General features: G+C 72.8%; 11 protein-coding genes and 1 riboswitch. Of the genes, 5 read left to right on the forward strand and 6 right to left on the reverse strand.

The window, feature by feature from the left end; genetic code table 11:
* Nucleotides 1-175: 175 nt before the first annotated feature.
* Nucleotides 176-1,423 carry a dual-specificity RNA methyltransferase RlmN gene (gene rlmN, locus AAD528_RS15200; RefSeq protein WP_345752928.1) on the reverse strand — a complete coding sequence of 416 codons (1,248 nt, stop codon included), beginning with the start codon at nt 1,421-1,423 and terminating at the stop codon, nt 176-178.
* A 56-nt stretch (nt 1,424-1,479) separates the two neighbouring features.
* The gene (locus tag AAD528_RS15205; RefSeq protein ID WP_345752929.1) at nt 1,480-2,361 is read right to left on the reverse strand and encodes a PhzF family protein; all 882 of its coding nucleotides are present in this window, start codon (nt 2,359-2,361) and stop codon (nt 1,480-1,482) included.
* A gap of 108 nt (nt 2,362-2,469) precedes the next feature.
* On the opposite strand from AAD528_RS15205, the gene AAD528_RS15210 reads away from it, so the two are divergent.
* The 4 genes from AAD528_RS15210 (at nt 2,470) to AAD528_RS15225 (ending at nt 6,259) form a co-directional block, all read left to right on the forward strand.
* Nucleotides 2,470-3,495, forward strand: a complete 1,026-nt coding sequence (locus tag AAD528_RS15210; RefSeq protein ID WP_345752930.1) for a TIGR03617 family F420-dependent LLM class oxidoreductase — start codon at nt 2,470-2,472, stop codon at nt 3,493-3,495.
* 105 nt (nt 3,496-3,600) lie between these two features.
* Nucleotides 3,601-4,881 carry an Nramp family divalent metal transporter gene (locus AAD528_RS15215; protein WP_345752931.1) on the forward strand — a complete coding sequence of 427 codons (1,281 nt, stop codon included), beginning with the start codon at nt 3,601-3,603 and terminating at the stop codon, nt 4,879-4,881.
* Nucleotides 4,882-4,952: 71 nt separating this feature from the next.
* Nucleotides 4,953-5,687 (forward strand): phosphotransferase, encoded by a 735-nt coding sequence (locus AAD528_RS15220; RefSeq protein WP_345752932.1) that lies wholly within the window; start codon nt 4,953-4,955, stop codon nt 5,685-5,687.
* Nucleotides 5,688-5,743: 56 nt separating this feature from the next.
* On the forward strand, nt 5,744-6,259 hold the full coding sequence (locus AAD528_RS15225; RefSeq protein WP_345752933.1) for a nitroreductase family deazaflavin-dependent oxidoreductase: 516 nt from the start codon (nt 5,744-5,746) through the stop codon (nt 6,257-6,259).
* 10 nt (nt 6,260-6,269) lie between these two features.
* On the opposite strand, the gene AAD528_RS15230 is transcribed toward AAD528_RS15225, so the two are convergent.
* The 3 genes from AAD528_RS15230 to AAD528_RS15240 form a co-directional block, all read right to left on the reverse strand.
* Complete coding sequence (locus AAD528_RS15230; RefSeq protein ID WP_345752934.1) at nt 6,270-7,058, reverse strand: energy-coupling factor transporter transmembrane component T family protein; 789 nt, start codon at nt 7,056-7,058, stop codon at nt 6,270-6,272.
* Nucleotides 7,055-8,560, reverse strand: coding sequence for an ABC transporter ATP-binding protein (locus AAD528_RS15235; protein ID WP_345752935.1), 1,506 nt, complete (start codon nt 8,558-8,560; stop codon nt 7,055-7,057). Before AAD528_RS15235 ends, AAD528_RS15230 begins: the two co-directional genes overlap by 4 nt.
* A 1-nt stretch (nt 8,561) precedes the next feature.
* Entirely contained in the window at nt 8,562-9,185 is a 624-nt protein-coding gene (locus AAD528_RS15240) for an ECF transporter S component (RefSeq protein ID WP_345752936.1), read from the reverse strand.
* Nucleotides 9,177-9,286: riboswitch (TPP riboswitch) on the reverse strand. Its footprint overlaps the gene before it by 9 nt.
* A gap of 82 nt (nt 9,287-9,368) precedes the next feature.
* Between AAD528_RS15240 and AAD528_RS15245 the strand changes: the two genes are divergently transcribed.
* Entirely contained in the window at nt 9,369-11,021 is a 1,653-nt protein-coding gene (locus AAD528_RS15245; RefSeq protein WP_345752937.1) for a D-alanyl-D-alanine carboxypeptidase family protein, read from the forward strand.
* A gap of 106 nt (nt 11,022-11,127) precedes the next feature.
* On the opposite strand, the gene AAD528_RS15250 is transcribed toward AAD528_RS15245, so the two are convergent.
* Nucleotides 11,128-12,072: a DUF559 domain-containing protein gene (locus tag AAD528_RS15250; RefSeq protein WP_345752938.1), complete on the reverse strand. Its 945-nt coding sequence runs from the start codon at nt 12,070-12,072 to the stop codon at nt 11,128-11,130.
* Between the last annotated feature and the right edge of the window lie 17 nt (nt 12,073-12,089).

The raw sequence follows: 12,089 nt of genomic DNA on the forward strand, positions 1-12,089 counted from the left end.
AGTGTCACCACCAAACACACCCGAAGTGTCACCGATGTCCTGATACAGAACTGTCACCAATGTCCTGCGACATGACATGCCGGATCGGGCCGGATCAGGCGTGTCCCCGCTCAGAGGACGTGTTCTGAGGGGAGTACAGCAGGTCGGGAGTACAGCAGGTCGGGAGGCGCGAGGGTCAGACGCCCGCCGCGGCGGCCTGATCCTCTTCCGTGGCGACGAGCTGGCCGCAGGCGCCGTCGATCTCCTTGCCGCGGGTGTCGCGGATCGTCGTGGGGACGCCGGCGTCGTTGAGGCGGCGCACGAACTCGCGCTGCACGGACTTCTCCGACGCGTCCCACACGGAGCCGGGGGTCGGGTTCAGCGGGATCGGGTTGACGTGCACCCAGCCGCGGCCGCGCGCGTTGAGCTTCTCGGCGAGGAGGTCGGCGCGCCACGGGTGGTCGTTCATGTCGCGGATGAGGGCGTACTCGATCGAGACGCGGCGGCCGGTCTTCTCGAAGTAGCCGCGCGCGGCGTCCAGCACCTCGTCGACCTTCCACCGCGAGTTGACCGGGATCAGCTCGTCGCGCAGCTCGTCGTCGGGCGCGTGCAGCGAGAGGGCGAACGTGACCGGGATGTCCTCGTCCGAGAGCTTCCGGATCGCCGGGGCGAGCCCGACGGTCGACACCGTGATGCCGCGGGCGCTCATGCCGAGTCCGTCCTTCTTGTCGACCATGGTGCGGACGGCGTGCATCACGCGGGCGTAGTTGGCCAGCGGCTCGCCCATCCCCATGAACACGATGTTCGTGACGCGCTCGTCGGCGTGCTCGCGGCGTCCGAGCTCGCCGTTCGCGATGGCGCGGTTGGCGCGCACGATCTGGTCGAGGATCTCCGCCGCCGACATGTTGCGCGTCAGGCCCGCCTGGCCGGTCGCGCAGAAGGGGCAGTTCATGCCGCAGCCGGCCTGCGACGAGACGCACAGCGTGATGCGGCCGGGATAGCGCATCAGCACGGACTCGACCAGCGCGCCGTCGTGCAGGCGCCACAGGAACTTGATCGTGTCGCCGTTGTCGGTCTGCAGCCGACGCACCTCGGTGAGGAGGTTCGGCAGCACCCCCGCCACGAGCTCCTGGCGGCCGGCCGCCGGGAGGTCCGTCATGTCGGCGGCGTCGCTCGTCCAGTGCTGGAAGTAGTGCTTCTCCAGCTGCTTGGCGCGGAAGCCCGGCAGGCCGAGCTCCTTGACCTTCTCGACGCGCTGCTCGGGCGTCAGATCGGCCAGGTGCACGGGCGGCTTGCCGCGCTTGGGGCTCGCGAACTGCAGCAGCGGCCGTCCGGTGTCGTCCTTCTGCTGCTGCCAGCCCTCGGTCTGGGGCCGGACCTGACGCGTGCCGCCGGTCGATCGAACGGGCGTGTTCGCGGGGCGGCGCGCGGGCGTGTCGGTCATGGACCCAGGCTAGGGGAACGCTCCTGCGAGCGCGCTGGTGCGGATCCGGTGACGAATCAGCGGATCGGCAGCGCCGTGCCCGACACCGTGATGCCGCCGCGCGGCGGGATGTCGACCTCCAGCACGCTCGGACGCCCGACGTGCGCGCCCTGGTGCACGACGAGCCCGGCGGGCGCACCCGCCCCGAGCACGTCCCGGACGTATGCGCCGAGCGCGGCGGCGGCCGATCCGGTCGCCGGATCCTCCGTGATCCCACCCGTGGGGAAGAGGTTGCGCGCGTCGACGACCGGCTCGGGTGCCTCCGGATCGGAGAACCGGACGATCGTGACGGTTCCGGTCCAGCCCGCGCGATCCATGAGCGCACGCATCGCGGCCGGATCGAAGGCGAAGCCGTCGAAGACATCCCCGTCACGGAGGGCGACGATCGGGTGCGGATTGCCCGCGAACGCCTCGCGGAGCGGCCAGCGCGGGTCGAGGTCGTCGCGCGTGACGCCGATCAGACCGAGCAGCTCGTCGGCCAGGCCCGCGTCGAGCTCGCGCACCCACGGCTCGACGCTCGTGAACGACGCGCGGGGAGCCGGATCGCCGGCCTCGGTCCGGATCACCACCTCGCCGACCGGCGTGGCGAAGCGGAAGGCGCCCACGCCCCTGCGCTCGGCGGACGCCACGGCCAGCGCGATCGTGGCGTGCCCGCAGAACGGCACCTCCGCGCTCGGCGAGAAGTAGCGCACTCGCATCCGGCGGGCGTCGCCCCCGATCCCGGGCTCGACGACGAACGCCGTCTCGGAGTATCCGACGTCGGCCGCGATGCGCTGCATCCGCGCGTCGCCGAAGCCGCGGGCATCGAGCATCACTCCGGCGGGGTTGCCCCCGCCGGCCGCGGCCGGGAACGCCGCGAGTCGGAGGATGTCGATGTCGGTCGTGGGGACGTCGGTCATGCGGCCATTATCCGGACGGCACGGGGATGTGCGGTGATCCCGGGTGCTGGATCGGCAGGATCCGACAGGGGAACGGCCGCTGGAGGACGGATCGGGCAGGATGGCCGGATGAGTGAGACGACGGGGTTCCACATCGAGGTCGGCACGCGCGACGCCAGCCCGCGGGGCGCGGAGAGCGCGGCGCGATTCGCGGCCGAGTCCGGCTTCGAGGGCCTGCAGCTGACCGAGCTGCAGCACGATCCGTTCATCGGCGCGGCGCTCGCCGCGCGCGAGGCGCAGCGCGCGGGACGGGCCATCCGCGTCTCCACCGCGATCGCCGTCGCGTTCGCCCGCAACCCGATGACCGTGGCGGCGGCGGCCAATGACGTGCAGCTCGCCGCCCAGGGCCGCTTCGCGCTGGGCCTCGGGTCGCAGGTGCAGCCCCACATCGAGCGGCGCTTCTCGATGCCGTGGTCGGCACCGGCACCGCGCATGCGCGAGTTCATCGGCGCCGTGCGGGCGATCTGGCGCGCGTGGGAGACGGGCGACAAGCTCGCGTTCCAGGGCGAGCACTACCGGCACACGCTCATGACGCCCATGTTCGATCCCGGCCCCAACCCGCACGGCAACCCGCCCATCTGGCTCGCGGGCGTCGGGACCGCCATGACGCGCTTGGCCGGCGAGGCGGCCGACGGCTTCGTCGCGCACGCGTTCACGACGCGCGAGTACCTGTCCGAGGTGAGCGTGCCCGCCCTCGCCGCAGGACGCGCCCGCTCCGCCCTGACCGAGCCCGTGAAGCTGATCGCGCTGCCGTTCGTCGTCGTGGGGCCGGACGCGGCCGCGCGCGCCGCCCAGGAGGCCGCCGTCCGCCAGCAGATCGCGTTCTACGGCTCGACGCCCTCGTACCGCGCGGTGATGGAGCTGCACGGCTGGGCGGACACCGCCGATCGGATGCACGACGCGTCCCGCCGCGGCGAGTGGCGCGAGATGGCGGGGCTCGTGGACGACGACATGCTCGACGCGTTCGCGGTCGCCGGCACGCCCGCCGAGGTGCGTGCGGCGCTCGACGACCGCTTCGCGGGCCTCGCGGACACGGTCTGCATCGGCGTTCCCGACGCCGCCGCCCCGGAGGACATCGCCGCCCTCGCGGGCTGACCCCACGACCTGGTGACTTCTCCCCATCCCGGACGGGATGGCCCGAGAAGGGCCGGGGCCGCCCGATAGGGTCGGGCGCATCATCGATCCGATCGAGGAGGACGGATGAGCGCACAGCAGACAGAGGACACGACGGACACCCCGCGCTGGCGGGTGATCGGCCCCGGGCTGGTGGTCGCCGCGACGGGCGTCGGCTCGGCCGACATGGTCGCGACGCTCGTGGCCGGGTCCAACTACGGCTACATGCTGCTGTGGGCGGTGGTCCTGGGCGTGATCCTCAAGATCGTGCTGGTCGAGGGCGCCGGCCGCTACACGGTCGCGACCGGCAACACGATCTTCGAGGGCTGGCGCTCGCTCGGCCGCTGGCCCGTCTGGTACTTCGCGCCCTACATCGTCATCTGGGGCTTCGTGTACGGCGCCTCCGCGATGAGCTCGACCGCCCTGCCGATCGCGGCGCTGTTCCCCGAGGGCAGCTTCGGCGCCAACACGTGGTTCTGGGCGATCCTGACCGGCCTCGCCGGCTTCGTCATGATCTGGTTCTCGAAGTACAAGATCTTCGAGCGCATCAGCGCGGCGCTCGTCGGCCTGATGTTCGTCACGATCGTGATCCTGGCGATCATCGCGGCCCCGAACTTCCTCGAGACGATCTCGGGCCTCGTGCCGATGATCCCCGAGGGCGGCGTGTTCAACACGCTCGCGCTCGCGGGCGGCGTCGGCGGCACCATCACGCTCGCGGCATACGGCTACTGGCTGCGGGAGAAGGGCTGGGACAAGCCGAAGTTCCTGCGCGTGATGCGGATCGACAACACCGCCGCGTACGTCATGACCGGGATCTTCGTGATCGCGATGCTGATCGTCGGCGCCGAGGTCGTGCGCGCCGCGGGCCTGGCACTCTCGGCCGGCGACCAGGGCCTGCTCGAGCTCGATGCCGTGCTGCGCGAGCGCTACGGCGACTTCGTCGGCGTCTGGTTCCTGGTCGGCTTCTGGGCCGCGGGCTTCTCTTCCGTGCTCGGTGTGTGGAACGGCGTCTCGCTGATGTTCGCCGACTTCATGGGCAACGTCACGGGCAAGGGATCTGGTCACCCCGACTCGCAGGCCGGCGGCAAGTGGTTCAAGGTCTACCTGGTCTGGCTGACGTTCCCGCCGATGCTGCTGCTGATGCTCGACCAGCCGATCTTCCTCGTGCTGCTGTACGGGTTCCTCGGCGCGCTGTTCATGCCGTTCCTGGCATTGACGCTGCTGCCGATCCTGAACACGGATCGCGTGCCGCGCGAGTTCCGCAACAAGTGGTACCTGAACGTGGCGCTCGGCATCACGACGCTGCTGTTCATCGCGCTCGGCGTCTACCAGGCGTACAACGCGATCGTGGGCGCGCTCGGCGGCTGACGCGACCGCACCGAGCGTGGGTCTCGGGCGATGCCCGGGACGCGCGCTCGTGTGGAGGGCAGGATGGGCGCATGTCGCTGCGCTCGTTCATCCCGGATGCCGGCATGGCCGTGCCCGATCGCGTGCGCGCCGTGGCGGGGGACGCCGAGCTCGTCCCCGTGTGGCGCAACGAGCTGGGCGGGCTGACGTTCCGCGCGGGCGACCGGCACGTGAAGTGGGGGCCGCGGCACGGGGAGGCGTCCATGGCCGAGGAGGCCGAGCGGCTCGCGTGGGCGGCGCGCTGGACGCCGGTGCCCACGGTGCTCGAGCACGGCGAGACCGACGACGAGGAGTGGCTCGTGACCGCGACCATCGCGGGCGAGTCCGCGGTCGCGCCGCGGTGGAAGGACGATCCCGGGACCGCGGTGCGGGCGATCGCCTCTGGTCTGCGGGCGATGCACGACGCGCTTCCCGTCGAGCAGTGCCCGTTCGACTGGTCCGTGCCCGTGCGCGTCCTGCGGGGGCGCGAGCGGGGGGTCATCCTGGCGTCGGACTTCGGCGATCCGCCGCCGATCGATCGGCTGGTCGTATGCCACGGCGACGCGTGCTCGCCCAACACCCTGATCGGCGACGACGGCCGCTGGATCGCGCATGTCGACCTCGGCGCGCTGGGCGTCGCCGACCGCTGGGCCGACATCGCCGTCGCGACCATGAGCCTCGAGTGGAACTACGGTCCCGGCTGGGACGCGACGTTCCTCGCGGCGTACGGGGTCGACCCGGATCCGGTCCGCACGTCCTACTACCGCGCCCTCTGGAACGCCACCTGACCACGGACCCCGACCAGACCCTGGCCACCGACACGCCGGAGCGGCAGGATCGAGACATGTCGCGAATCGTGCAGGGGGTGCGGTCGGCGCTCGCGCCCGTCACGCGCACGCGGGTGTTCCGCTGGATCGGGCCGATCGCCCTGCCCGTGGCGGAGCGGATCGTGCGCGCCCTCAGCGGCGGCCGCGCCCAGGTATCGGGGCTGCTGGTGCCGTCGCTCACGCTGCACACGGTGGGCGCGCGATCCGGCGACTTCCGCGCCAGCGAGCTGATGTACACGCCGGACGGGAGCGGATCCGCCCTCGTCGCGGGCACCAACTTCGCGCGAGGGCGCCACCCCGGCTGGACGCACAACCTCATCGCCCACCCGGAGGCCGAGATCGAGGTGCGCGGGCGCCGGTATGCCGTCGTGGCGACGCGCATCGACACGGATCCGGATGAGCGCGAGGCCGCGTGGGAGCGGATCCAGCGGCAGTGGCCGGGCTATCGCGCGTACGAGCACGACTCGGGACGCCAGGTGCGGCTGTTCCGCCTGCGCCTGGTGCGCGAACTGGACGGCCCGGCCCCGTCCTGAGCGCGTCCGGTCAGTCCGCCGGACCGAGGATCACGTTCCACGATCCCGTCGCGACCGACACCGTGACCGCGATCGCCGAGATCGCGGCCCCCGCGACGAGCAGCGCCCACTCGAGCGCGCCCCAGCGCGACGGCCGCGCCCACGTGCGCGGCGTCGGCGCGCCGAATCCGCGCGCCTCCATCGACGTCGCGAGCGTCGAGCCGCGCCGGATCGCCAGCACGATCAGCGCGAAGGCCATGCCGAGCAGGCGGCGCAGGCGCCCCGCGTCGGCGACGCCCCGCGCGCGGCGCGCGACCGCGAGCTCCCGCCAGTCGTCGACCAGCAGGCCGACGAGGCGCAGGCCGCCGAGCGCTCCGAGCACGAAACGGGTCGGCAGCCGGACACGCTGCGACAGCCCGTCCGCGAGGTCCGTCGGATCCACGGTCGCGAACAGCGCGATTCCCGGCAGCGCGATCGCCATGATCCGGAACATGGCGGCGAGCGCGAGGGCGAGCGATCCCTCGCTGATCCGCACGAACAGCCATTCGAACAGGATCGCCCCGCTCGCCTGCCCGTACAGCGCGATCGTGAGGCCCGTCAGCGGGGCGCCGATCCAGACGGGGGACGTCCGCAGCCAGAACTCGCGCCAGCCGAGCCCCGCCGCGAGCATCAGCGGCACCTCCAGGACGAGCGCCGTCACGGCCGACACCCAGTCCACCGTGAGGATGAGGGGCAGCGCGATGAGGAGCCCCGCCCCGAGCTTGGCGACGGGGTTCGCCCCGACGAGGAACCCGGATCGCGCGCGGGTGGCGGGGATCACGTCCGCTCCCCCGCGGGCAGCGCGAGGACCCGCGCGCGGAGCGCTTCGAGGACGTGCGCGTCGTGCGTGATGGCCGCGACCGCGACCGGCGGCTCGTCGCCGCGGCCGTCCCGCACCGACGCGATGATGTCCACGAGCTCGGCCCACGTGCGGGCGTCCTGCCCGAAGGTCGGCTCGTCGAGCACGACCACGCGCGGGCGCGTCGCGAGCATGGCCGCCACCGTCAGCCGCCGCTTCTCGCCACCCGAGAGCGTGTGGGGGTTCGCCTCGGCCAGGCGATCGAGCCGCAGCCGCGCGAGCAGCTCGTCCACACGGGCGCGCACCTCGGGCTCGGGCAGCTTCAGCGCGCGCGGCCCGACCTCCAGCTCGCGCCGCACGGTGGCGGTCAGCAGCTGATGATCCGGCGACTGCAGCACGGTGCCGATGCGGGTCAGCAGCTGCCGCGACGACCACCGGATCGGCGCCGGGTCCGCCCCCGCCGCGAGGACGGCGGCCGCCTCGACGACACCACCGACCGGAGGCAGCAGGCCCGCGAGCGTCCGGCCGAGCGTGGACTTGCCCGCGCCGTTGGGCCCCGTGATCCCGAGCACCTCGCCCGCACGCAGCGCGACGTCGAACGGCCCGGCGACCGGGCGCCGCGCCCGCCCGACCTCCAGGTCGCGCGCGGTGACGAGCACCTCGCCGCCGGACGCGACCGGCGGCGCCGGGTGCCGTGGCGGGATCCCGGGCACCCACACCCCGCGCTCGGCCAGCAGGGTCCCCTGCGCGCGCAGCACGTCGTCGGGTGCGCCGTCCGCGAGGACCCCGGATCCGTCGGACCCCGCGTCGAGGACGACGATCCGGTCGATCAGCGGCAGCCATACGTCGAGCCGGTGCTCGACGACGACGAGCGTCGCGCCCGTGCGGTCGAGCACGCGCGCGACCGCGTCGCGCACCGAGACGGCGCCCTCGGGGTCGAGGTTGGCGGTGGGCTCGTCGAGCAGCAGCAGGCCCGGCCCCATCGCGAGCGCGCCCGCGAGTGCCAGCCGCTGCTTCTGCCCGCCCGAGAGCGCGGACGTCGACCGGTCGAGCGGCACGTCCAGCCCGACCAGGTCGAGCGCCTCGCGCACGCGCGGCCAGATCTCCTCGCGCGGGACGCCGAGGTTCTCGCAGCCGAACGCCACGTCGTCGCCGACACGGGCGAGCACGGCCTGCGCGTCCGGGTCCTGCTGCACGAGCCCCGCCCTGCCCCGCGCGTCGCGAGGGTCCCTGCTGTCGAGGAGGAGCGATCCGGTCTGCTCGCCCTCCTCGTCTCCGCCGAGAACACCGGCGAGGGCGTGCAGGAGCGTCGACTTGCCGGATCCGCTCGCGCCGAGCAGCAGCACGCGCTCTCCGGGGGAGATCGACAGGTCCAGCCCCTGCGCCGCCCAGGCCCGGCGGGTCGCGTAGCGCCAGCCCCAGCCGCGCGCCTCGACGGCGACGGGGCCGCGCGACCGGGACGCCGTGCGCGCGTGGACCGTCACGTCAGACGCGCTTGGCCGAGGACCTGCCCGACGCGAACCGGTTGAGCGCGCCCGTGGCCGCGAGGCCGCGCGTGATCGCCCAGCCGCCGACGCCCGCGATCAGGGCGCCCGAGACGGTCGTGGAGACGATGTACACGGTCGCGAACAGCGCGTCCGCCCCGGCGTACCAGAGTACGAGGTCGTTGATGCCGCACGCGACCCCCGCCGCGGCGCCGGCGAGGACCGCGACCGGCAGCCGGAAGGACGCGTAGAGGAACACCGCGAAGATCAGCTCGGCGCCAAGACCCTGGACGAGGCCGGACACGAGCGTCAGCGGACCCCAGGTGTTCCCGATCAGCGCCGAGATCGTGGCGGCGAGCAGCTCGGTGTACAGCGCGGCGCCGGGCTTGCGGATGATCAGGCCGCCGAGCACGCCGGCGATCAGCCACGGGCCGGCCATGAGACCGCCGAGGCCCGGCAGCGCGGCCGTGAGCAGGGCTCCCGGGGCCTCGTAGCCGATGTTCCAGAGCGCGAAGGTCACCGCGCAGGCGACGCCGACGACGCTGGCGACGACGATGTCGACGACCCGCCAGGTGAAGCGGCGGCCGGTCTTCGCACTCGGGGCGACGGACGTGAACGTGTTCATCTCTCTCCTCCCTGCGCCGGCATGATCCGGATCAGGTTCGACGGTCGAAGCGCGGTTCGCTTCCTCTCAGCCCGGCTCGCCGGACTCCCGTGGTGTGTGAGGGAGATTCTAGGGCGGATCCGGCGCGCTCGCTGACCAGCGGATCTCCGGCTTCTTCGGGGGATCGGCGGGTACCGTGATCGAGTGGCCCTCGACGAACTCCCCCCACGCCGCGCGCACGCCGCCGATGACGCGGCATCCGCCCCCGCGACCGAGTTCGCCGACGGCACGAGCGCCGACGCGTTCGGGGAGACGCCGGATGACGAGCTCGAGGCCACGCAGGCGTTCGACGTCGCGGGTTTCATCGCGTTCGAGAAGAGCGCGACCCGGCGCGCGGTGTCGGCCGATGACGTGGATCCGCAGCCGCCGGCCACGGAGGGACGGCGCGCGCGCCGCGAGACGGCGCTCGTCGTCGAGGCCCTCGGCTTCGCGGCCGCGGCGGACGAGCCGCGCGGCCCCACCACCGCGGCGCTCGCCTGGGTGGACCCGGCGGCGCTCTCCACGCGCCCCGCCCCGACCTCGCTGAGCACGTCGTCGCACGTGCCCGCCACGACCGACCTGCTGCCGCCGCCCCGCCGGCGCCGGCGCGGCTCGGCCGCGGCACCGCTGATCACCGCCGGCGCGCTCGCGGTCGCCTACCTCGGCGGCTGCGCGCTGTGGCCGCTCGGAAGCGTCGCGCCCACCGTCTCGGAGGCCACCGTGGCACCGGCGCCCGGGCACCCGCTGGGCGTGACCTGGCCCGGCGCCGGCACGGCCGCGGTCGGTGCCGAGGGTCTCGGGACGATCGCCGCGCTGAACAGCGAGGCCGTGCCGATGGCGAGCATCGCGAAGCTCGTCACGGTGCTGATGATCCTCGAGGAGGCGCCGCTCCCCGTCGGCGAGGACGGCCCGTCCTACGCGTTCACCGCGGCCGACAACCAGCTGTACTGGCAGTACCGCTTCCAGAACGAGTCGGCGCTCGACGTGCCGATCGACGGCACCCTCACGGAGCGCGAGATGCTCGAGGGCATCCTCATCGGATCCGCCAACAACTACATCGACCGCCTCACGACCGAGCTGTGGGGCTCGAAGGACGCGTTCGTGCTGGCCGTGCCGGAGTGGCTCGACGCGCACGGGCTGAGCGACATCACGATGGTGGACCCGAGCGGCATCGATCCGCGCAACACCGCCACCCCGGCGGCGCTGGTCAAGCTCGCAAGCGCGGCCCTGGCGGATCCGGTCATCGCGGAGATCGTCGCGATGCCCGAGATCGACCTGCCCGGCGCGGGGGTCGTGAAGAACACGAATCCGCTGCTGGGCGAGCCGGGCGTCGTCGGCGTCAAGACCGGCACGCTGCTCGACGGCTGGCGGGAGCAGTGGAACCTGCTCACGGCCAAGGACATCACGATCGGCCAGACCACCGTGCGCGTGTACGCCGCGGTGCTCGGGCAGACGGACGAGAAGGCGCGAGAGAGTGTGAGCCGCTCGCTGCTCGAGCAGGTGGAGCACTCACTGCAGCCGGGGCCGTCGGTGGCCGAGGGCACCACGATCGCCACCATCACGACCGAGTGGGGCGAGGACGCGCAGGTCGTCGCGGACGACGACGCCTCGGTCGTGCTGTGGGATCGCGGCACGGCCGCGGTCGAGACCGACTACGACGTCGAGGTCGGTCTCGCCGACGGCGCCGAGGTGGGCGAGCTCACCGCCACGGGCCCGTTCGACTCGACCAGCGTGCCCCTCCGCCTCGAGGGCGACGTCCCCGGCCCCTCGCTCCTCTGGCGCCTCACGCACCCCCTCGACCTCCTCGGGCTCCAGTAGGCGCTTCGCGCCGCCGCCACCAGCGGAGGAGAAGTCCCTCGACAAGGGGCGGATGGCGGCGATCCGTCCTCCATCCTGGATTTCTCCTCGGTCCACGGCGGCGCGGTCACGCACGCGCCCGGTGGAGACCCTGCGCGATGGCGGTCAGGATCAGGTCCTGGACGGTCGCCCAGTCGTTCATCAGCTGCCAGTACCCGATCCGGATCACGTGGTAGCCCATCAGTCGCAGCCGTGCGTCATGCTCGTTGTCCTTGAGCCGTTGCGCGTCGACGTGATGGCCGCCGTCGATCTGGAGGACCAGACGATCACCGATCAGAATGTCGACGGGGCGGCCGGCGATGACCGTCTGGCGGCGCAGCGGGATCCCGAGCCGGAGTCGGCTCAGACGGCTGAACGCGATCGTCTCGGTGCCCTCGTCGGCGAAATTCCGCGCATCGGCCAGAAGCCGACGCGCGTCGGGAGGCAAGGGCAGCCCCCGGAGGACGTCGACGTCCACCAGCTCTCTGCGGATCGCCGCCTCCCACGCGGCCAGCCCGTGCTCGTACGGCTGGCAGGTGGCGAGGATCACCAGCGCGTTGATCAGTGGGTCCTCGAGTCCATCGGGGTCCCGCGGGATCACGGGCTTCGCCCAGTGCACGTGCGCCGAGATCGGCGCGAGCAGCTGCCCGTTCGCGCGCACCGCGAGGTGCGGCTCATCGATCTCGTGCGTCCACAGGCCCTGCCGGCGTGCGACCGTGACGCAGGTGAGGACAGCGCCCACCTCGACCGCCTGGCGCAGCTCGGCATTCACCAGCGGCAGGCACAGCCAACCGTGACGTGGTCGGTGGATCCGTCCGGCGGCGAGCGAGCGTCGCAGCGCATGCCGGGTGACGCCGAGTCGTGCCAAGGTCGGTGTGCGCGCGATTCCGCCGAGTCGCATGAGTGCGGTCACAGGGTCCATGCCGCCATGGTGGCGATCACGCCCACCCGGAACGGGTCGATTCGCGAGTCGGGGACGAGCCGGAGTCCGTCGCGCACCTGTGGACGACTCATCCGCGGGGGCACTGTCCACCCTCACGGAAGGAGAAA

It is taken from the genome of Microbacterium rhizophilum, assembly GCF_039605615.1.
In the GTDB taxonomy this organism is placed as follows: Bacteria; Actinomycetota; Actinomycetes; order Actinomycetales; family Microbacteriaceae; genus Microbacterium; species Microbacterium rhizophilus.